A 21119-nucleotide genomic window follows, 5' to 3' on the forward strand; every position below is an offset into this window, starting at 1 on the left:
TTGCGACACACCGAAACCGCAGGACCCCTTACGCGCGGGGCCCTCTACACGCAACGGCACCGCAGAGCGTGCTGGCGCTTCTGCGGTGCCGTTCCGTGACAGGACTGAGAAGGAGTCTGGCTCAGGCTCCCGGCTCGAAGCTGGCCTCGGCGGCACCCAGGCCGGCCTCGACCGGGGCGGCCTCGCCGACCTCACCGGCGGCGGTGGCCAGCGGCGCGGCCGGGACCGGCGGTACGGGCGGCTTGACCGCCGACATGATCGCGGGCATCAGCACGCCCTTGAGCAGGTCGATCGCCTCGCCGGCACCCAGCGAATCGGCCGCGCTGGCCAGATCGCCGAGCAGCCCGCCGCTGCTGGTCGACACCGGCTGCGTCGCGGCCAGCGTCGGATCGCCGAGCACCGGGTAGGAGCCCAGCGCCGGGTCGAGGCCGATCGGCGCCGAGATCGGGATCTCACCGGGGGCCGTCAGGCCCGTCGAGATCGGCGAGACACCGAGTGCGGGGTCGGTCAGGCTCGGCGTGGTCAGTCCGGGCGTACTCAGTCCGGGCGTGGACAGGGCCGGGTCGGTCAGCGACGGGGTCGTCAGGCCGGGGGAGGCCAGCGCCGGGTCGGTCAGGCTGGGCGTGGTCAGACCGGGCGTGGTCAGACCGGGGGAGGCCAGCGCCGGGTCGGTCAGGCTGGGCGTGGTCAGACCGGGCGTGGTCAGACCGGGGGAGGCCAGCGCCGGGTCGGTCAGGCTGGGCGTGGTCAGACCGGGCGTGGTCAGGCCGGGGGAGGCCAGCGCCGGGTCGGTCAGGCTGGGCGTGGTCAGACCGGGCGTGGTCAGACCGGGGGAGGCCAGCGCCGGGTCGGTCAGGCTGGGCGTGGTCAGACCGGGCGTGGTCAACCCGGGCATGGCGCCGGTCGGGCTGGTCAGCGCCGGATTGGTCAGGGCCGGATTGGCCAGGCTCGGATCGGTCAGCGACGGGGCCGCGGACAGCCCGGGCATCAACCCGGGGGAGGTGAGCCCGGCGGTGCCCAGTCCGGGCATCAGCGTGGTCGGCGACGAGCTGGTTCCGGTCAACAGGCCGGTCGGAAGCGGAGGCAGGTTGATACCGAACTGGGAAAGGCCCTGCGACAGCGCCGTCATCAGCTCGCCGGGTAGGTCGGCGATGCTGGCGGCCTGGACGAACTCGCGATGCTGCGGCTCGTTGTCGAGCGCTCCTGCGGCGGACAATTCGGAAACGGCAATGACTGCAACTGGACTTGCGACGGCCAGAGCGGCGACTGTGCTCAGGGCTGTCGAGAGCCGGCGGCGACGTCGGTTCGGCACGGAAGTCTCCCTAATACATGGATTACGCGGATACGGTTCTGGCGTACGTGACTGATGCTACTGATGTGACAGCTGTGACTAGAGTGACGATATGGAATCGTGAGCGAATCGCGACCTGGACGGCTCGGCCAACTCGGGTGATCAGTGCGCGGTCGGATACCCTTGCTGCCGATGAACTCTGGATTCGATCTCTTCGTCGTGGGCTCCGGGTTCTTCGGTCTCACAATCGCCGAGCGGGCGGCCACGCAGCTCGGTAAGCGTGTTCTGGTCGTCGAACGGCGCCCGCACATCGGCGGTAACGCCTACTCCGAACCGGAGCCCGAGACCGGCATCGAGATCCACAAGTACGGCGCGCACCTGTTCCACACCAGTAATCAGCGGGTGTGGGATTACGTGCGCCAATTCACCGATTTCACCGGCTATCAGCACCGCGTCTTCGCGCTGCACAACGGTCAGGCCTACCAGTTCCCGATGGGGCTGGGCCTGGTCAGCCAGTTCTTCGGCCGGTACTTCACGCCGGACGAGGCGCGCGCGCTGATCAAGGAGCAGTCCGCCGAGATCGAAACGGCCGACGCGCAGAACCTCGAAGAGAAGGCGATCTCGCTGATCGGGCGCCCGCTGTACGAGGCGTTCGTCAAGCACTACACCGCCAAGCAATGGCAGACCGACCCCAAGCAGCTGCCCGCGAGCAACATCACCCGGCTGCCGGTGCGCTACACCTTCGACAACCGGTACTTCAACGACACCTACGAGGGTCTGCCCGTCGACGGCTACACCGCGTGGCTGGAGAACATGGCCGCCGACGAGCGCATCGAGGTGCGGCTGGACACCGACTGGTTCGACGTCGGTGAAGAACTGCGGGCCGCGAACCCGGACGCCCCGGTCGTGTACACCGGCCCGCTGGACCGCTACTTCGGCTACGCCGAGGGCCGGCTGGGCTGGCGCACGCTGGACTTCGAGCTCGAGGTGGTGCCGACCGGAGATTTCCAGGGCACGCCGGTGATGAACTACAACGACGCCGACGTGCCCTTCACCCGGATCCACGAGTTCCGGCACTTCCACCCGGAGCGGGACTATCCCGACGACAAGACGGTGATCATGCGGGAGTACTCGCGGTTCGCCGAGAACGACGACGAGCCCTACTATCCGATCAACACCGACGCCGACCGCGCGGTGCTCGCCGCCTACCGGGCGCGGGCCAAGGCGGAGACGGCGTCGTCGAAGGTCCTGTTCGGCGGCCGGCTCGGCACCTACCAGTACCTGGACATGCACATGGCGATCGCCAGCGCGCTGAATATGTACGACAACGTCCTCGCGCCGCATCTGCGCGACGGCGCGCCGCTGGCCGACCCCGAGACAGAAAGCAGTTGAGCATGAGTGACATTCCGTCCGGTGCGCTGGATACCGGGCAGTCACGCGCGGTCAGCCCGTTGGCCCGCATCATCCTGCCGCGGCCAGGCGAGCCGTTGGACGTCCGCAAGCTCTACGTCGAGGAATCGGAGACCAACGCCCGCCGCGCACACGCCCCGACCCGAACGTCGCTGGAGATCGGGCCCGAGTCCGAGGTGTCGTTCGCCACCTACTTCAACGCGTTCCCGGCCAGCTACTGGCGGCGCTGGTCGATCCTGGAGTCGGTGGTGCTGCGCGTCGAACTGTCGGGCAGCGCCCGGGTGGACGTGTACCGCTCGAAGGCCACCGGTGCCCGCATCACCGTCGGCGGGGCCCCGGTCGTCAGCACGGTCGAGGGCGAACCAGCCGTCGCCGAGTTCGAGATCGAACTGGCCCCGTTCGAGGACGGCGGCTGGATCTGGTTCGACATCACCACCGACGCGAAGTCCACGCTGCACCACGCGGCCTGGTACGCGCCGCTGCCCGCCCCCGGACGGGCGAGCGTCGCCGTCGGCATCCCGACCTTCAACCGGCCGGCCGACTGCGTCAGCGCGCTGGCCGCGCTGACCTCCGACCCGCTGGTCGACGAGGTCATCACCGCGGTGATCGTGTCCGACCAGGGCAACAACAAGGCCAAGGACCATCCCGGTTTCACCGAAGCCGCCGCGGCGCTCGGTGACCGGTTGTCCATCCACAACCAGCCGAACCTCGGCGGGTCCGGCGGCTACAGCCGCGTGATGTACGAGGCGCTGAAGAACACCGACTGTGAGCAGATCCTGTTCATGGACGACGACATCCGCATCGAACCCGATTCGATCCTGCGGGCGCTGGCGCTCAACCGGTTCGCGAAGGTGCCCACCCTCGTCGGGGGCCAGATGCTCAACCTGCAGGAGCCCTCGCACCTGCACGTGATGGGCGAGATGGTCGACGCCGCGACCTTCATGTGGACCGGCGCGGTCAACACCGAGTACGACCACAACTTCGCCAAGTACCCGCTCAACGACGAAGAGGAATACCGCAGCAGGCTGCTGCACCGCCGCATCGACGTCGACTACAACGGCTGGTGGATGTGCATGATCCCGCGGCAGGTCGCCGAGGAACTCGGCCAGCCGCTGCCGCTGTTCATCAAGTGGGACGACGCCGACTACGGCCTGCGCGCCGGCGAGCACGGCTATCCGACGGTGACGCTGCCGGGTGCGGCGATCTGGCATATGGCCTGGAGCGACAAGGACGACGCGATCGATTGGCAGGCGTACTTCCACCTGCGCAACCGGTTGGTGGTCGCGGCGCTGCACTGGGACGGCGACATCAAGGGCCTGCTCGCCAGCCACGTCAAGGCGACGCTCAAACACCTTCTGTGCCTTGAGTATTCGACGGTCGCCATCCAGAACAAGGCGATGGACGACTTCCTGGCCGGGCCCGAGAACCTGTTCTCGATCCTGGAGTCGGCGCTGCCGGACGTGCGCAGGATGCGTCAGGACTACCCCGACGCCGTCGTGCTGCCCAGCGCGACCACGCTCCCGGCGCCGTCGGACAAGCGGTGGCGCAAGAAGGTCACCATCCCGACCAACCCGCTGGCGATCTCGACCCGGTTGGCGCGCGGCGTCGTCCACCAGTTGCGTCCGCACGACCCGATCCATCACCAGCGCCCGCAGATCAACGTCGCGACGCAGGACGCGCGCTGGTTCTCGCTGTGCAAGGTCGACGGTGTCACGGTGACCACGGCCGACGGACGCGGCGTCGTGTTCCGCCAGCGGGACCGCGACAAGATGTTCGAGTTGCTGCGTGAGTCGCTGAAGCGGCAGGCGTTGCTGGCCCGCAAGTTCAACCACATGCGCAAGGTGTACCGCGCCGCGCTGCCGACGCTGACGAGCCAGCAGCGGTGGGAGAGCGTGCTGAACTCGGCGCCGGAGTCGGTCAATGGCTGAGAGCCCACGCGGTGAGGACGCCGTGCTGGTCGCGGTGCAATCCGCGGTGGCCGAGCGGCCCGGCGTTCTGCCTGCGGCGCGGGCACTTTCACACTTCGGTGAACACAGCCTGGGCTGGCTCGCGGTCGCCGGCCTGGGCGCGCTGCTGTCCAAGAGCAAGCGCGACGAGTACGTGGCCGCCGGGGTGGGCGCCTTCCTGGCACACGCGGCCGCCGTGGTGATCAAGCGGGTGGTGCGCCGCGAGCGGCCGCATCACCCGGCGATCGCGGTGAACGTCGGAACGCCGAGCCGGCTGAGCTTCCCGTCCGCGCACGCGACGTCGACCACGGCGGCGGCGGTGTTGCTGGCGCGCCCCACCGGGCTGCCGCTGCCCGCGCTGCTGGTGCCGCCGATGGCGTTGTCGCGTCTGGTGCTCGGCGTGCATTACCCGACGGATGTGGTGACCGGTGTCGTCGTCGGGGCGGCGGTGGCAAAGGCGGTCGAAAAAGTGAGGCGGTCATGAGTACGTCCGAGGTCGCACACGGCACCAGCTCCACCGCGGGCCCGCCGAAGAACATCTTCACCGGTGTCATCAAGGCGATGCGGCCACGTCAGTGGGTGAAGAACCTGCTCGTGCTGGCCGCGCCGGTCGCCGCGCTCGGTGGCGACGTCCGATACGACTTCGACGAACTGGCGATCAACATCCTGATCGCGTTCGTCGCGTTCTCGCTCGCGGCGTCCTGCATCTACCTGGTGAACGACTCGCGCGACGTCGAGGCCGACCGCCAGCACCCGACCAAGAGATTCCGGCCGATCGCCGCGGGCGTGGTCCCGGAATGGCTGGCCTACACGCTGGCGGTGGTGCTGGCCGTCGTGTCGCTGGGTATCTCGCTGCTGGCCTCGGTGAACCTCACGATCGTCATCGCGGTGTACATCGCGATGCAGCTCGCCTACTGCTTCGGCCTCAAACACCAAGCGGTGCTCGACATCTGCATCGTGTCGTCGGCCTACCTGATCCGCGCCATCGCGGGCGGGGCGGCGGCGGGCATCCCGCTGTCGCAGTGGTTCCTGCTGGTGATGACGTTCGGTTCGCTGTTCATGGTGGCCGGCAAGCGCTACGCCGAACTGCAACTCGCCGAGCGCACCGGGGCCAAGATCCGCAAGTCGCTGGAGAGTTACACGGCGTCGTACCTGCGGTTCGTGTGGACGGTGGCCGCCACCGCGATGGTGGTCTGCTACAGCCTGTGGGCGTTCGAGCGCGACGGCTCCGCGGCTTCGTGGTACGCGGTCACGATCATTCCGATAACCATCGCGATCCTGCGCTACGCCGTCGACGTCGACGGCGGACTCGCCGGTGAGCCCGAGGAGATCGCGCTGAAGGACCGGGTACTGCAACTGCTGTTGCTGGCATGGATCGGGACCATCGGTGCGGCAGTCTTCCTCGGCTGAGACCGGCTCGTCCGCTTCGGTGCGGATCAGCCTGTGGATGAGCACCGCGGTGGTCGCGGTGCTCTTCGGCTGGGGCGCGTGGCAGCGGCGCTGGATCGCCGACGACGGGCTGATCGTGCTGCGCACGACGCGGAACATGTTGGCGGGCAACGGCCCGGTGTTCAACGCCGGCGAGCGGGTGGAGGCCAACACCTCGACGGCGTGGTCCTATCTGATGTATTTCGGCGGCCTGGTGGCGGGGCCGGCCCGGCTGGAGTACGTCGCGCTGACGTTCGCCCTGATCCTCAGCGTGCTGGGGGTCGTGTTCGTGATGCTGGGCACCGCGGGGCTGTACGGCCCGGTCCTGGGCGGGCGGTCGGCGGTGATGCTTCCCGCCGGTGTGCTCGTCTACATCGCGATCCCCCCGGCGCGCGATTTCGCCACCTCCGGTCTCGAAAACGGTTTGGTGCTGGCCTATCTGGGCCTGCTGTGGTGGATGATGGCGAGCTGGGCGCTGCGTCGCGACAAACCGGCTTCGACGTGGTTCGACATGACGCTGGCGTTCGTCGCCGGATTCAGTGTGCTGGTGCGCCCGGAACTCGCACTGGTCGGCGGGCTGGCGTTGGTGATGATGCTGATCGTCGCCTCCGGCTGGCGCAGGCGCATCCTGATCGTCCTCGCCGGAGGCCTGCTTCCGGTCGCCTACCAGATCTTCCGGATGGGCTACTACGGACTTCTGGTGCCTGGGACCGCGGTGGCCAAGGACGCCACCGGGTCGAAGTGGCATCAGGGTTTCATCTACCTGGCGAACTTCAACCAGCCGTATCTGCTGTGGGCGCCCGCGGTCCTGCTGATCGGGCTGGCGCTGATGGTGATGCTGCTGTGCGGGCGCTCCCCGCGGGTGCACCGGCCGACCGCCACGGGGTCGGGCCGGTTCGCCCGGATGGTGCAAAGTCCCTCTGCGGTGGTGGCTTTCATGCTCCTCAGCGGATTCCTGCAGGGCCTGTACTGGATCCGCCAGGGCGGCGACTTCATGCACGGTCGCGTGCTGCTGACACCGTTGTTCATGATGCTGGCCCCGGTTTCGGTGATCCCGCTGATGCTGCCCGACGTGCGCAGGATGGCGCGCGGTGCCGGCTACCTGTACGCCGGCGCGACCGCGCTGTTGTGGCTGGCGGTCGCGGGCTGGTCGCTGTGGACCGCGAACTCGCCGGGCATGGGTGCCGATGCGACGCGGGTGACCTACACCGGCATCGTCGACGAGCGACGGTTCTACGCGCAGGCGACCGGCCACGCCCACCCGCTGACCGCCGCCGATTATCTGGACTACCCGCGCATGCGCGCGGTGCTCACCGCGATCGAGAACACCCCGGACGGCGCGTTGCTGCTGCCGTCGGGCAACTACGACATGTGGGATGTGGTGCCGGCCTATCCGCCGCCCCCGGACGCGCCGCCGGATTACCGGGGGCCGCACACCGTCTTCTTCACCAACCTGGGCATGGTCGGCATGAATCTCGGCCTCGACGTCCGCGTGATCGACCAGATCGGTCTGGCGAATCCGCTTGCCGCACACACCGAACGGATCGAGAACGGCCGGATCGGCCACGACAAGAACCTGTTCCCGGACTGGGCGGTCGCCGAGGGACCGTTCTTCAAGGAACGGCCCTACATCCCGAGGTACCTCGACGAGGACTGGATCCGGCAGGCAGAGGCGGCGCTGCAGTGCCCCGAGACCCAGGAGATGCTCGACGCGGTCCGCGCCCCGATGGGGCCGCGCCGTTTCCTGTCAAACCTGGTGCACGCCGCCGAGTACACCAGCTACCGCTTCGACCGGGTGCCGCGATACGAACTGGCGCGCTGTGGTGTGCCGCTGCCCGAACCGGTCCATCCGCCCTACACCGGGATGCCGCCGACGGGTCCGTGAGGCGCCGCGCTCGGTTTGGTCACTCCCGCAACAGCTGTCCGCTTCGCAGGTGCTCAGACGTGTGACGGGTGTCTGACGGATCCGGATTGTGCCGCTGCTTGTGTCTTTGAAATGCGATCACGCGATTTGCTGGCAGAGCGGTCTTTCTGATTTCGTAACGCTGTAGCCATGTCGGTCGGATAAGGCATGTGACGCAATGTCTGCGGCTTCGCAGCGGTGTTACGGAAATGAGAGATCACCACAAAGGTGTGGTTGACTACAAGGCAACTGGGCCGGACTCGGGGATCGCTCTGATGGAGCTCGTTCCTTCACAGGAACGACGGGCCTGCTGCCGTTGAACGACAGATGGGAAAAACTCAAGCATGAAGTTCGTTGGGAGGCTGCGTGCCGCAGCCCGCCGATTCACGGTGGTCGCTGCTGCGGCTGTCGTGCTGCCCGGCCTGATCAGCGCGGTGGGTGGCTCGGCCACTGCCGGCGCGTTCTCGCGTCCGGGTCTGCCGGTCGAATACCTGATGGTGCCCTCGGCCGGAATGGGCCGTGACATCAAGGTCCAGTTCCAGAGCGGCGGGCCGAACGCCCCGGGTGTCTACCTGCTCGACGGTCTGCGCGCCCAGGACGACTTCAACGGCTGGGACATCAACACCCAGGCGTTCGAGTGGTACCTCGACTCCGGTCTCGCGGTGATCATGCCCGTCGGCGGCCAGTCCAGCTTCTACAGCGACTGGTACAGCCCGGCCTGCGGCAAGGCCGGCTGCCAGACCTACAAGTGGGAGACGTTCCTGACCCAGGAGCTGCCTGCCTACCTCGCCGCCAACAAGGGCGTCGACCCGAACCGCAACGCGGCCGTCGGTCTGTCCATGGCCGGTTCGGCGGCGCTGACGCTGGCGATCTACCACCCGCAGCAGTTCCAGTACGCGGCGTCGCTGTCGGGCTACCTGAACCCGTCCGAGGGCTGGTGGCCGTTCCTGATCAACATCTCGATGGGTGACGCGGGCGGCTACAAGGCCAACGACATGTGGGGCCGCACCGAGGACGAGAGCAGCGCCTGGAAGCGCAACGACCCGATGGTCAACATCGGCAAGCTGGTCGCCAACAACACCCGCATCTGGGTCTTCTGCGGCAACGGCAAGCCCGCCGAGGTCAACGGCAGCGTGGCGGGCGACAACCTGCCCGCGAAGTTCCTGGAGAGCCTCACGCTGCGCACCAACAAGACCTTCCAGGAGGAGTACATGGCCGCGGGCGGTAAGAACGGCGTGTTCAACTTCCCGGCCGGCGGTACGCACGACTGGCCGTACTGGGGTCAGCAGCTGCAGCAGATGAAGCCCGACATCCAGCGGGTGCTCGGCGCCGTGCCGCAGCCGTCGGCTCCGGTCGACGCCGCGGTTCCGGCCGAGACCGCGGCCACGGGCGGCTGACGCACCGATAGGCTGACGCACCGATAGACGGCACTGACGGCGGTGATCCCCAGGGGTCACCGCCGTCAGTCGTTTTGGCCTCCAGCCCGTGCAGGTGATGTGATTCACTACGCCAGGTAGGAAGCCAGGCAGGAAACGGACGGCGAGAGAGGTCGCAGATGCGCGGGATGTTTCGAGCGGTAGCCGCTGCGGCGATGGCGGTGCTGCTGTGGTCGGGTGTGGCGGCACCGTTCACGCCGTCCACTCCGGTGGCCCGGGCCCAGGGCGTCGAGATGCTGATGGTGCCCTCGGCGGCGATGGGCCGCGCGATCCCGGTCGCGTTCCAGGGCGGCGGCCCGCACGCGGTCGTCCTGCTCGACGCGTTCAACGCCGCACCCGACGTCAGCAACTGGGTGACCGCCGGCAACGCGATGAACACCCTGTCGGGTCTCGGTATCTCGGTGGTCGCGCCCGCGGGCGGCGCCTGGTCCATGTACACCAACTGGGAGCAGGACGGCAGCAAGCAGTGGGAGACGTTCCTGGCCGACGAGCTGCCGAACTGGCTGGCCGCCAACAAGGGCCTGGCCCCGGGCGGGCACGGGATCGTCGGCGCGGCCATGGGCGGCACCGGCGCGATGACGATGGCCGCGTTCCACCCCGACCGGTACCGGTTCGCCGGCTCGCTGTCGGGCTTCCTGACCCCGTCGGCGACGGCGATGAACGGTGCGATCACCGCGGGCCTGGCCCGGTTCGGCGGCGTCGACACCCGGAACATGTGGGGATTGCCACAGCTGGGCCGGTGGAAGTGGCATGACCCGGACGTGCACGTGCAGCTGCTGGCCAACAACAACACCAGGCTGTGGGTGTTCAGTCCGGCGACCACCACCTGCACCGACGTGCCCGCCATGATCGGGTACTGCGACCAGGCACAAGGCAGCAACCGCACCTTCTACCAGCACTACCGCGGGGTCGGTGGCGGCAACGGTCACTTCGACTTCCCGACCTCGGGAAACCACGACTGGGGCAGCTGGAGCGGACAGCTCGCAGCGATGTCCGGCGAACTCGTCGCGACCATCGCCTGACCCGGTGTGGCCGGCGCAGGCCGGTACGTTGGAGTCGTGCAACACGGCTCACGCTCGGCGATCGCGGGATTGGCAGGACTGTCCGCGCTGGTCGCTCTCCCCGCGGCGTGGCTGACCGGCTGTTCGAGCGACATGATGGCCGGCATGGGCTCGGAGGTCGAGACAGCGCCCCCGCACGCGCAGTCCAGCGTCCAGCCGCCCGGGCCCGGTAATGCGGGCGCGAAGTCCAACGCCCTGGTCGTCACCCCGAACCAGCAGGACTATCTCGACGCGCTGGGCGCGGCGGGTGTGACGCCGTCGAGCGAGTTGTCGGCGCTGAGCATCGGCTCCTACGTGTGCCAGGCCCGCGCGGCCGGCCAACCCGACCAGGCGGTGTGGGATTTCGTCGCACCGCTGGTCCGCAACGACCTCCGCGGCGCCGAGGAGTCCGACGGCGCGCGCGCCGAGTCGCCGTCGGCGGATGACACCGACGCCGCGACGGCCGACTACATTCGGATCGCGACCGAACGACTCTGTCAGTAGGAGCTCCACACCCTCATGGCGAAGACCAACCGGCGGAAACGCCATCGCATCCTCGCGCTCGCTGCCGCCGGGGCAGTGGCCCTTGTCGTGGTGCTGATCGTCGCGATCGTGATCGTGGTGCTGCGCCGCCCCGACGCGCCGCCGACCGCGGTGCCGCCGTCGGCGGTACCGCCGGCCGGGGTGCCCCCGACGTCGAAGCCGCGCCCGGACTTCCAGGATGCGAGCTGCCCCGACGTCCAGCTGGTGTCGATTCCGGGCACCTGGGAGTCGTCGGTGGTGCTGGATCCGTTCAACCCGGTGCAGTTCCCGGCGGCGCTGCTGCTGAACGTCACCAATCCGATCCGCGGTGCGTTCGACAACCAGCGCCTCGAGGTCTACACCGTCCCGTACACCGCGCAGTTCCGTAACCCGTTGTCGGCGGACGGGCAGATGTCCTACAACGACAGTCGCGCCGAGGGCACCCGCAACGCGATCCAGGCGATCACCGACATGAACAACCGGTGCCCGCTGACCAGCTACGTGCTCGTCGGGTTCTCGCAGGGCGCGGTGATCGCCGGCGACATCGCCTCCGACATCGGCAACGGGCGCGGACCGGTCGACCAGGACTTGGTGCTCGGGGTGGCGCTGATCGCCGACGGCCGGCGCCAGGCCGGGGTCGGCCAGGAGATCGGGCCGAATCCGCCCGGGCAGGGCGCGGAGATCACGCTGCACGAGGTGCCGACCCTGTCGGCGTTGGGGCTGACGATGAGCGGCCCGCGGCCCGGGGGCTTCGGGATGCTCAACGACCGCACCTTCGAGATCTGCGCCAGGGGCGACCTGATCTGCGCGGCCCCGGAGTCGGCGTTCAACATCACCCAGCTGCCGCAGACCCTGCAGGTGCTCTCCGGCGGGGCGGGCCAGCCGGTGCACGCGATGTACGCGACGCCGGATTTCTGGAACCTGGACGGTTTACCCGCCACAGGATGGGCATTGAACTGGGCGCAGGGTTTGGTGGACAACGCGCCGCGACCGAAGCACGGCTGACGTGAGCCTCGTAACGTTTCGAGCAAAATTCGTCAGGTCGACGGCAGGTTGATTTGGCCTCGGTTGCGCAGGTCGCCTAGCATATCGTCAGATTAAGGAAAATCTAAGAGCGGTCGCCGGTGGTTGATGGGTTGGGGGCCTCCTCCCCGGTACGATTTTCCGGGGTTTCCGGGATCCCGCTTGATTGGAGTTTAAGAAAATGGCCTTCCACAATCCGTTCCTCAAGGACGGTTTGATCAAGTTCCCGGACAACGGAAACCTGGTCAAACACATCGAGCGATGGGCAAAGGTGCGCGGCGACAAGGTCGCGTACCGGTTCATCGACTTCTCGACCGAGCGCGACGGTGTGGAGCGCGATCTGAACTGGGCCGACTTCGGCGCCCGCAACAAGGCCATCGGTGCACGGCTGCAGCAGGTCACCCAGCCCGGTGATCGCGTCGCGATCCTGTGCCCGCAGAACCTGGAGTACCTGGTGGCCTTCTTCGGCACGCTGTACTCCGGGCGCATCGCGGTGCCGCTGTTCGATCCGAACGAGCCCGGACACGTCGGGCGGCTGCACGCGGTCCTCGACGACTGCTCGCCGTCGGCGATCCTGACCACCACCGCCGCGGCCGAGGGGGTGCGCAAGTTCTTCCGGACCCGGCCCGCCAAGGACCGTCCCCGCGTCATCGCGGTCGACGCGGTCCCCAACGAGGTCGGCGCCACCTGGGAGCCGGTCCACGTCGAGCACGACACGATCGCGTACCTGCAGTACACGTCGGGATCGACCCGGATCCCGACGGGTGTGCAGATCACCCACCTCAACCTCGCCACCAACGTGGTGCAGGTGATCGAGGCGCTGGACGCCGAAGAGGGCGACCGCGGGGTGTCCTGGCTGCCGTTCTTCCACGACATGGGGCTGATCACGGTGCTGCTGTCGCCGATGCTCGGCCACTACATCACCTTCATGACGCCCGCCGCGTTCGTCCGCAGGCCGGGTCGCTGGATCCGGGCGATGGCGCGCAAACCCGACGACACCGGCGGTGTCATCTCGGTGGCCCCGAACTTCGCGTTCGACCATGCCGCCGCTCGCGCGGTGCCCAAGGACGACGAGCCGCCGCTGGACCTGTCGAACATCAAGTGCATCCTCAACGGCAGCGAGCCGATCTCGGCGGCCACCGTGCGCCGGTTCAACGAGGCGTTCAGCCCGTTCGGCTTCAAGCCCGAGGCGATCAAGCCGTCCTACGGCCTGGCCGAGGCGACGCTGTTCGTGTCCACCACCCCGATCCACGAGCATCCGAAGATCGTCCTGGTGGATCGCGACGAGCTGAACAACCACCGGTTCGTGCCGGTGCCCGACGGTTCGCCCAAGGGTGTCGCGCAGGCAGGCGCCGGCAAGGTCGGCGTCGCGGAATGGGCGGTGATCGTCGACCACGAGACCGCCACCGAGTTGCCCGACGGCCAGATCGGCGAGATCTGGATCAGCGGCCAGAACATGGGCACCGGGTACTGGGGGAAAGAGGAAGCGACCCGCGAGACGTTTCACAACATCCTCAAGTCGCGCACCACGCCGTCGCACGCCGAGGGTGCCACCGACGACGCCACCTGGGTGCGCACCGGTGACCTCGGCGCGTACTACGACGGCGAGCTGTTCATCACCGGCCGCGTGAAGGATCTGGTGATCATCGACGGCCGCAACCACTACCCGCAGGACCTGGAGTACTCCGCGCAGGAGGCCACCAAGGCGCTGCGGACGGGGTTCGTCGCGGCGTTCTCGGTACCGGCGAACCAGTTGCCCGACGAGGTGTTCGACGATTCGCACGCCGGCCTCAAGCGCGACCCCGACGACACCTCGGAGCAGTTGGTCATCGTCGGTGAGCGCGCGCCGGGCGCGCACAAGCTCGACGTCGGGCCCATCATCGACGACATCCGCGCCGCGATCGCGGTCCGTCACGGCGTCACGGTGCGTGACGTGCTGCTGACCGCAGCGGGCGCGATTCCGCGCACCTCCAGCGGCAAGATCGGCAGGCGGGCCTGCCGGTCGGCGTACCTGGACGGCAGCCTGCGCAGCGGCCGGGTGGCCAACGCCTTCCCCGATGAAATGGACTGACGCTCAACACATCTGCGGCCGTGCCGGTCGCTTCGCGATCGTGAGGTAAACGAACATGGCTGAAGCACAAGACGACTCGGCGAAGACCGGTCCGGATATGACCGTCGCCGAGATGCGTGAATGGCTGCGCAACTGGGTGGGCAACGCGACGGGGCAGTCCCCGGACTCGATCAACGAGAGCGCACCGCTTGTCGAACTCGGGCTGTCGTCGCGCGACGCGGTCGCGATGGCCAGTGACATCGAGGACCTCACCGGGGTCACGCTGACCGCGACCGTCGCGTTCCGGCATCCGACCATCGAGTCGCTCGCGACGGTGATCATCGAGGGCGAGCCCGAGGAAGATGAGGTGGACACTTCCTTCGACTGGTCGCGCACGGTCGACGAGGGCATCACCAACATCGCGATCGTCGGTGTGGGAACCCGTTTCCCGGGCGATATGAACACCCCCGACGAGATGTGGAAGGCCCTGCTCGAGGGTCGTGACGCGATCACCGACCTGCCCGAGGGACGCTGGTCGGAGTTCCTGTCCGAGCCGCGGGTGGCCGAGCGTGTCGCCAAGGCCCGCACCCGGGGCGGCTACCTGTCCGATATCAAGGGGTTCGACTCCGAGTTCTTCGCGCTGTCGAAGATGGAAGCCGACAACATCGATCCGCAGCAGCGGATGGCGCTCGAGCTGACGTGGGAAGCGTTGGAGCACGCGCGGATTCCCGCATCCAGCCTGCGCGGGGAAAGCGTCGGCGTCTACATCGGCAGCTCGGTCAACGACTACATGTTCATGTCGGTCGCCGACCCCGCCGTCGCGCACCCGTACGCGATCACCGGCAACTCCAGCGCGGTGATCGCCAACCGGGTGTCGTATTTCTTCGACTTCCGCGGCCCGTCCATGTCGATCGACACGGCCTGTTCGTCGTCGCTGGTCGCCGTGCACGAGGGCATCAAGGCGCTGCGCGCCGGGGATGCCGACGTGGTGGTGGCCGGTGGCGTCAACGCGCTGATCACCCCGCTGGTCACCCTCGGCTTCGACGAGGTCGGCGGCGTGCTGGCCCCCGACGGCCGGATCAAGTCGTTCTCCCAGGACGCCGACGGATACGCCCGCTCCGAGGGTGGCGGCATGGTGGTGCTCAAGCGCCTGGCCGACGCGCGCCGTGACGGCGACCAGATCCTCGCGGTGATCGCCGGTGGCGCGGTCAACCACGACGGCCGTTCCAACGGCATGCTCGCACCGAATCCCGATGCGCAGGAAGAGGTGCTGCGCAAGGCCTACAAGGATGCCGGCATCGACCCGCGCAGCGTCGACTACGTCGAGGCGCACGGCACCGGCACCATCCTCGGCGACCCGATCGAGGCCGACGCGCTGGGCCGCGTCATCGGCCGCGGCCGCGCTGCCGACAAGCCCGCGCTGCTGGGCGCGGTGAAGTCCAACATCGGTCACCTGGAGTCCGCCGCCGGCGCGGCCAGCCTCGCCAAGGTGGCGCTGTCGTTGCGCAACAACAAGATTCCGCCGTCGATCAACTACACGGGCCCGAACCCGTACATCGACTTCGAGAAGGAACACCTGAAGGTCACCGACACCGCGACCGACTGGCCGCGCTACAGCGGCTGCGCCATCGCCGGCGTGTCGGGCTTCGGGTTCGGCGGCGCGAACGCGCACCTGGTGGTGCGCGAGTTGCTGCCCACCGATCTGGTCGAGCCGGCTCCCGAGCCGGACCTCGCGGTGGTCTCGCCGGCCAACGACGACGCCAAGGCGGTCTACGTCGGTGGCGTCCGGATGGACGAGTACGGCGAGTTCATGAACGACGACAACGACGACGACCGCGGGGACGACGAGTTCTACGGCCGGATCGCCGACGACGAGCCGGAACTGCCCGGGCTGACCGACGAGGCGCTGCGCCTGCTCGAGGTCGCCCGCGAGGAACTGGCCGCGCAGGAGGCCGCCGAGCCGCCGGCAAGGATTGTGCCGCTTGCGGTTTCGGGATTCCTGACCTCCCGTAAGAAGGCCACCGCCGCCGAGCTCGCCGACTGGATCGACAGCCCCGAGGGGCGCGCCGCGTCGCTGGAGTCGATCGGACGGTCGCTGTCGCGGCGCAACCACGGCCGGTCCCGCGCCGTGGTGCTCGCCCACGACCACGACGAGGCGATCAAGGGTCTGCGCGCGATCGCCGAGGGCAAGCCGAACCCGATCGTGATCACCGCCGACGGCCCGGTCACCAACGGCCCGGTGTGGGTGCTGGCCGGATTCGGTGCCCAGCACCGCAAGATGGCCAAGAGCCTGTATCTGCACGACGACACGTTCGCCGAGTGGATCAACAAGGTGGACGCGCTGATCCAGGACGAGCGCGGCCATTCGATCGTCGAGATGATCCTCGACGACGCGATCGACTACACCGACGAGACCACCGACCTGCCGATCGAGAAGGTGCAGCTGGTCATCTTCGGGATCCAGATCGCGCTCGGCGAGGTGCTCAAGGCGCACGGAGCGAAACCCGGTGCGCTGATCGGGCAGTCGCTCGGCGAGGCCGCGGCCGCGTACTTCTCCGGCGGTCTATCGCTGGAGGACGCGACCCGCACCATCTGCTCGCGCGCCCACCTGATGGGTGAGGGCGAGGCGATGCTGTTCGGCGAGTACATCCGGTTGATGGCGCTGGTCGAGTACTCGGCCGAGGAGATCGAGACCGTCTTCGCCGATTACAAGAACCTCGAAGTGTGCGTGTACGCCGCACCGACCCAGACCGTCATCGGCGGTCCGCCTGACGAGGTGGACGCGATCATCGCCCGCGCCGAATCGGAGGGCAAGTTCGCCCGCAAGTTCCAGACCAAGGGCGCCAGCCACACCACGCAGATGGACCCGCTGCTCGGCGAACTCGCCGCCGAACTGCAGGGCATCGAGCCGCATACCGTGCAGGTGCCGTACTACTCGACGGTGCACGAGGGCTCGCTGGTGCGGGCCGGCTCGGACCCGATCCACGACGTGGACTACTGGAAGAAGGGTCTGCGCCACAGCGTGTACTTCACGCAGGGCATCCGTAACGCCATCGACAACGGGCACACCACGTTCCTGGAGCTGGCGCCCAACCCGGTGGCGCTGATGCAGGTGGGTCTGACCACCGCCACGGCGGGACTGCATGACGCGCAGCTGATTCCGACGCTCGCGCGCAAGCAGGACGAGGTCGACTCGATGACCACGGCGATGGCGCACCTGTTCGTGCACGGGCACGACCTGGACTTCCGGACGCTGTTCCCGCTGCCGAAGGACCGGGCGCTGGACCCGGCGGTGGACTACGCCGACATCCCGCCGACCCGGTTCCGGCGCAAGCCGCACTGGCTCGACGTGCGCTTCACCGGCGACAGCTCGACGGTGATGCCGGGCAACCACGTCGCCACCCCGGACGGCAGGCACGTGTGGGAGTACGTCGGGCGGGGCGCCGTCGACGCGCAGACCCTGGCCGCGCTCGTGAAAGCCGCTGCCGCAGCGGTGCTTCCGGATGCCAAGCTGACCGCGTCCGAGCAGCGCGCGGTGCCCGCCGAGGGGGCCCGGCTGGTGACGACGCTGACCCGTCACCCGGGTGGTGCCAGCGTGCAGGTGCACGCCCGGATCGACGAGTCCTTCACGCTCGTCTACGACGCGATCGTGACGCGCGGCGGTGCGCAGACCGCGCTGCCGACCGCCGTCGGTGCCGGCGCCGTCAGCGAGATCGCCGCTGTGGCACCGGAGCCCGAGCCTGAAGAGGACAATGCGGCGATCCTGCAGGACAACCTCACCGCGGGAGCGGGCCTGGCGGCCGGCTTCGCGAAGTGGTCGCCGGACTCCGGGGAGACCATCGGTGAGCGGCTCGGCGCGATCGTCGGTGCGGCGATGGGTTACGAGCCCGAGGACCTTCCGTGGGAGGTGCCGCTGATCGAGCTCGGGCTGGATTCGCTGATGGCGGTGCGCATCAAGAACCGTGTCGAGTACGACTTCGACCTGCCGCCGATCCAGCTGACCGCGGTGCGCGACGCGAACCTGTACGCGGTCGAGAAGCTGATCGCCTACGCGATCGAGAACCGCGACCAGGTCGAGGAGATCGCCGAGGCGCAGAAGGGGCAGACCGCCGAGGAGATCGCCGCGGCGCAGGCCGAGCTGATGGGCGGCGCGACCACGGTCGCCGAACTCGAGGCGAAGCTGGCCGAGGCCGGTCATCCGATCGCCGCCAAGCCTGAGGACTTGGGCGACGAGGTCACCCAGGCCGCGGGAACCGAAGCGCCGCCCAGCATCCCCGCGCCGGCGTCTGATGTCGCGGGCGTCCCCGCTCCGCCGTCGGATCCGTCGGGGCCTTCCCTCCCGCCGCCGCCGAGCAACCCGGCCGGACCCGCGGCAGCCGAGCGCTCGTCAGCCGCAGGCATGGCCGCCAAGGTCCTCACCCAGGAAGCGGTCGCCGAGGCGCTCGGCGCCGACGTGCCGCCGCGCGACGCGGCCGAACGCGTCACGTTCGCGACGTGGGCGATCGTGACCGGCAAGTCGCCGGGCGGCATCTTCAACGAATTGCCGTCGATCGGCGACGACGTCGCCGAGAAGATCGCCCAGCGGCTCTCCGAGCGTGCCGAGGGCACCATCACCGCCGAGCAGGTCAAGACGGCTCGCACCATCCAGGACCTGTCCGTCGCGGTGCGCGATGAGATGGACGCCGGTGAGCTCGACGGGTTCGTCCGCGTCCTGCGTCCCCGGCCCGAAGGGTCCACCCGCGTCCCGGTGTTCGTGTTCCATCCCGCAGGCGGCACCACCGTCGTGTACGAGCCGCTGATGAAGCGGCTGCCCGCCGACACCCCGGTGTACGGCATCGAGCGGGTCGAGGGCTCCATCGAGGAGCGGGCCCGCGAGTACGTGCCGAAGCTGATGGAGATCCAGGGCAACGGCCCCTACATCCTGGCCGGCTGGTCGCTGGGCGGGGCGCTGGCCTACGCCTGCGCGGTCGGGCTGAAGAGCCAGGGTGCGGACGTGAAGTTCGTCGGTCTGATCGACACGGTACGCGCGGGTGAGGAGGTGCCGCAGACCAAGGAGGAGATCCGGGCCCGCTGGGACCGCTACGCCTTGTTCGCGCAGCGCACCTTCAACGTCGAGGTACCGCCGATCCCGTACGAGGAGCTCGAAGCGCTCGACGACGAGGGTCAGGTGAAGTTCATCCTCGACGCGGTCAAGGCCAGCGGCGTCGACATCCCCGGCGGCATCATCGAGCACCAGCGCACGTCCTACCTGGACAACCGCGCGCTCGACACCGCGAAGATCGAGCATTACGACGGGCACGTCACGCTCTACATGGCCGACCGATACCACGACGACGCGATCATGTTCGAGCCGCGCTACGCGACCCGTAAACCCGATGGTGGATGGGGTGAATTCGTCGACGACCTGGAGGTCGTGCCGATCGGGGGCGAACACATCCAGGCCATCGACGAGCCGTACATTGCAAAGGTCGGTGCCCACATGAGCGAGGCGATCAGCGCGATCGAGAGCGAGAACAAGTGACCGAACGAACGACTGCCGAACTCCTGGCCGAACTCCGCGAGAAGCTGGAGATCGCCAAGGAACCCGGTGGTGAGAAGGCCGTCGCCAAGCGGGAGAAGAAGGGCATCCCGAGCGCCCGCGCCCGGATCCACGCGCTGCTCGACCCGGGCAGCTTCCTGGAGATCGGTGCGCTGGCCAAGACCCCCGGCGACCCGGACGCGCTCTACGGCGACGGTGTGGTCACCGGTCACGGCACCATCAACGGCCGTCCGGTCGGCGTGTTCAGCCACGACCAGACGGTGTTCCAGGGTTCGGTCGGAGAGATGTTCGGCCGCAAGGTCGCCCGGCTGATGGAGTGGGTCGCGATGGTCGGCTGCCCGATCATCGGCATCAACGACTCCGCGGGCGCGCGGATCCAGGACACCGCGACGTCGCTGGCCTGGTACGCCGAGCTGGGGCGCCGCCACGAGCTGCTGCGCGGTCTGGTCCCCGAGATCTCGCTGATCTTCGGTAAGTGCGCCGGCGGTGCGGTGTACTCGCCGATCCAGACCGACCTGATCGTCGCGGTGCGCGACCAGGGCTACATGTTCGTCACCGGGCCCGACGTGATCAAGGACGTCACCGGTGAGGAGGTCACCCTCGACGAGCTCGGCGGCGCCGACGCCCAGGCCCGCTACGGCAACATCCACCAGGTCGTCGAGTCCGAGGCCGCGGCGTTCCAGTACGTCCGCGACTACCTGAGCTTCCTGCCCGCCAACACCTTCGACGATCCGCCGATCGTCAATCCGGGTCTGGAACCGGAGATCACGCCGCACGACCTCGAGCTGGACGCGATCGTGCCGGACGCCGACAACCAGGCCTACGACATGATGGAGATCCTGCTGCGGATCTTCGACGACGGCGACGTGTTCCAGGTCGGCGAGCAGTCCGGGCCCGCGATCATCACGGCGTTCGCGCGCGTCGACGGCCGTCCGGTCGGCATCATCGCCAACCAGCCGATGTACATGTCCGGTGCGATCGACAACGAGGCGTCGGACAAGGCGGCCCGCTTCGTCCGGTTCTGCGACTCGTTCAACACCCCGCTGATCTTCGTGGTCGACACCCCGGGCTTCATGCCGGGCGTCGAGCAGGAGAAGGGCGGCATCATCAAGCGCGGTGGCCGCTTCCTCAACGCCGTGGTGGAGTGCGACGTCCCGAAGGTGACGATCACCATCCGCAAGTCCTACGGCGGCGCCTACGCGGTGATGGGCTCCAAGCAGCTCACGTCGGACTTCAACTTCGCGTGGCCGACCGCGCGGATCGCGGTGATCGGCGCCGAGGGGGCCGCCCAGCTTCTGGTCAAGCGGTTCCCCGATCCGACGGCGCCCGAGGTGCAGAAGATCCGGGCCGACTTCATCGAGGGCTACAACACCAGCCTGGCCACGCCGTGGATCGCGGCCGAGCGCGGCTTCATCGACGGCGTCATCGAGCCGCACGAAACCCGCCTGCTCATCCGCAAGTGCCTGCACCTGCTTCGCGACAAGCAGATCAATCGCGTGCAGCGCAAGCATGGCCTGACACCCATCTAGAA

13 protein-coding genes are annotated in these 21119 nt (G+C 68.4%); 12 read left to right on the forward strand and 1 reads right to left on the reverse strand.

All coding sequences use genetic code 11. The features are described 5' to 3' along the window. Positions 1-121 precede the first annotated feature (121 nt). A complete protein-coding gene (locus tag BST38_RS08215) occupies positions 122-1312 on the reverse strand; it encodes a hypothetical protein (RefSeq protein WP_083142797.1) in 1191 nt (396 codons plus the stop codon). A 171-nt stretch (positions 1313-1483) separates the two neighbouring features. On the opposite strand from BST38_RS08215, the gene glf reads away from it, so the two are divergent. The 12 genes from glf (at position 1484) to BST38_RS08275 (ending at position 21117) form a co-directional block, all read left to right on the forward strand. After that, positions 1484-2683, forward strand: a complete 1200-nt coding sequence (glf, locus tag BST38_RS08220) for a UDP-galactopyranose mutase (RefSeq protein WP_083142798.1) — start codon at positions 1484-1486, stop codon at positions 2681-2683. A gap of 2 nt (positions 2684-2685) precedes the next feature. Then, entirely contained in the window at positions 2686-4629 is a 1944-nt protein-coding gene (locus BST38_RS08225; RefSeq protein WP_083142799.1) for a glycosyltransferase, read from the forward strand. Next, complete coding sequence (locus BST38_RS08230) at positions 4622-5131, forward strand: phosphatase PAP2 family protein (protein ID WP_083142800.1); 510 nt, start codon at positions 4622-4624, stop codon at positions 5129-5131. Before BST38_RS08225 ends, BST38_RS08230 begins: the two co-directional genes overlap by 8 nt. After that, complete coding sequence (locus BST38_RS08235; RefSeq protein WP_083142801.1) at positions 5128-6057, forward strand: decaprenyl-phosphate phosphoribosyltransferase; 930 nt, start codon at positions 5128-5130, stop codon at positions 6055-6057. Before BST38_RS08230 ends, BST38_RS08235 begins: the two co-directional genes overlap by 4 nt. 37 nt (positions 6058-6094) lie before the next feature. Continuing rightward, positions 6095-7960, forward strand: a complete 1866-nt coding sequence (gene aftB, locus BST38_RS08240) for a terminal beta-(1->2)-arabinofuranosyltransferase (RefSeq protein WP_181792083.1) — start codon at positions 6095-6097, stop codon at positions 7958-7960. A 362-nt stretch (positions 7961-8322) separates the two neighbouring features. Next, positions 8323-9375, forward strand: a complete 1053-nt coding sequence (locus BST38_RS08245) for an esterase family protein (protein ID WP_083142803.1) — start codon at positions 8323-8325, stop codon at positions 9373-9375. Between the two features lie 158 nt (positions 9376-9533). Beyond that, the gene (locus tag BST38_RS08250; RefSeq protein WP_083142804.1) at positions 9534-10436 is read left to right on the forward strand and encodes an esterase family protein; all 903 of its coding nucleotides are present in this window, start codon (positions 9534-9536) and stop codon (positions 10434-10436) included. Positions 10437-10472: 36 nt separating this feature from the next. After that, complete coding sequence (locus tag BST38_RS08255) at positions 10473-10958, forward strand: DUF732 domain-containing protein (protein ID WP_237160709.1); 486 nt, start codon at positions 10473-10475, stop codon at positions 10956-10958. 15 nt (positions 10959-10973) lie between these two features. Then, a complete protein-coding gene (culp6, locus tag BST38_RS08260) occupies positions 10974-11981 on the forward strand; it encodes a carboxylesterase Culp6 (RefSeq protein WP_083142805.1) in 1008 nt (335 codons plus the stop codon). 199 nt (positions 11982-12180) lie between these two features. Then, a complete protein-coding gene (gene fadD32 / locus BST38_RS08265; protein WP_083142806.1) occupies positions 12181-14070 on the forward strand; it encodes a long-chain-fatty-acid--AMP ligase FadD32 in 1890 nt (629 codons plus the stop codon). A gap of 55 nt (positions 14071-14125) precedes the next feature. After that, positions 14126-19570, forward strand: coding sequence for a polyketide synthase Pks13 (gene pks13 / locus BST38_RS08270; protein WP_083142807.1), 5445 nt, complete (start codon positions 14126-14128; stop codon positions 19568-19570). Then, complete coding sequence (locus BST38_RS08275) at positions 19567-21117, forward strand: acyl-CoA carboxylase subunit beta (RefSeq protein ID WP_083142808.1); 1551 nt, start codon at positions 19567-19569, stop codon at positions 21115-21117. Before pks13 ends, BST38_RS08275 begins: the two co-directional genes overlap by 4 nt. Positions 21118-21119 lie beyond the last annotated feature (2 nt).

This window comes from Mycolicibacterium parafortuitum (assembly GCF_002086815.1).
Lineage (GTDB): Bacteria > Actinomycetota > Actinomycetes > Mycobacteriales > Mycobacteriaceae > Mycobacterium > Mycobacterium parafortuitum.

Excerpts from the sequence above, each read along its gene's own strand:
- glf (WP_083142798.1), top strand. The coding sequence starts at position 1,484 with ATGAACTCTGGATTCGATCTCTTCGTCGTGGGCTCCGGGTTCTTCGGT.
- BST38_RS08225 (WP_083142799.1), top strand. The coding sequence starts at position 2,686 with ATGAGTGACATTCCGTCCGGTGCGCTGGATACCGGGCAGTCACGCGCG.
- BST38_RS08230 (WP_083142800.1), top strand. The coding sequence starts at position 4,622 with ATGGCTGAGAGCCCACGCGGTGAGGACGCCGTGCTGGTCGCGGTGCAA.
- BST38_RS08235 (WP_083142801.1), top strand. The coding sequence starts at position 5,128 with ATGAGTACGTCCGAGGTCGCACACGGCACCAGCTCCACCGCGGGCCCG.
- aftB (WP_181792083.1), top strand. The coding sequence starts at position 6,095 with ATGAGCACCGCGGTGGTCGCGGTGCTCTTCGGCTGGGGCGCGTGGCAG.
- BST38_RS08245 (WP_083142803.1), top strand. The coding sequence starts at position 8,323 with ATGAAGTTCGTTGGGAGGCTGCGTGCCGCAGCCCGCCGATTCACGGTG.
- BST38_RS08250 (WP_083142804.1), top strand. The coding sequence starts at position 9,534 with ATGCGCGGGATGTTTCGAGCGGTAGCCGCTGCGGCGATGGCGGTGCTG.
- culp6 (WP_083142805.1), top strand. The coding sequence starts at position 10,974 with ATGGCGAAGACCAACCGGCGGAAACGCCATCGCATCCTCGCGCTCGCT.
- fadD32 (WP_083142806.1), top strand. The coding sequence starts at position 12,181 with ATGGCCTTCCACAATCCGTTCCTCAAGGACGGTTTGATCAAGTTCCCG.
- pks13 (WP_083142807.1), top strand. The coding sequence starts at position 14,126 with ATGGCTGAAGCACAAGACGACTCGGCGAAGACCGGTCCGGATATGACC.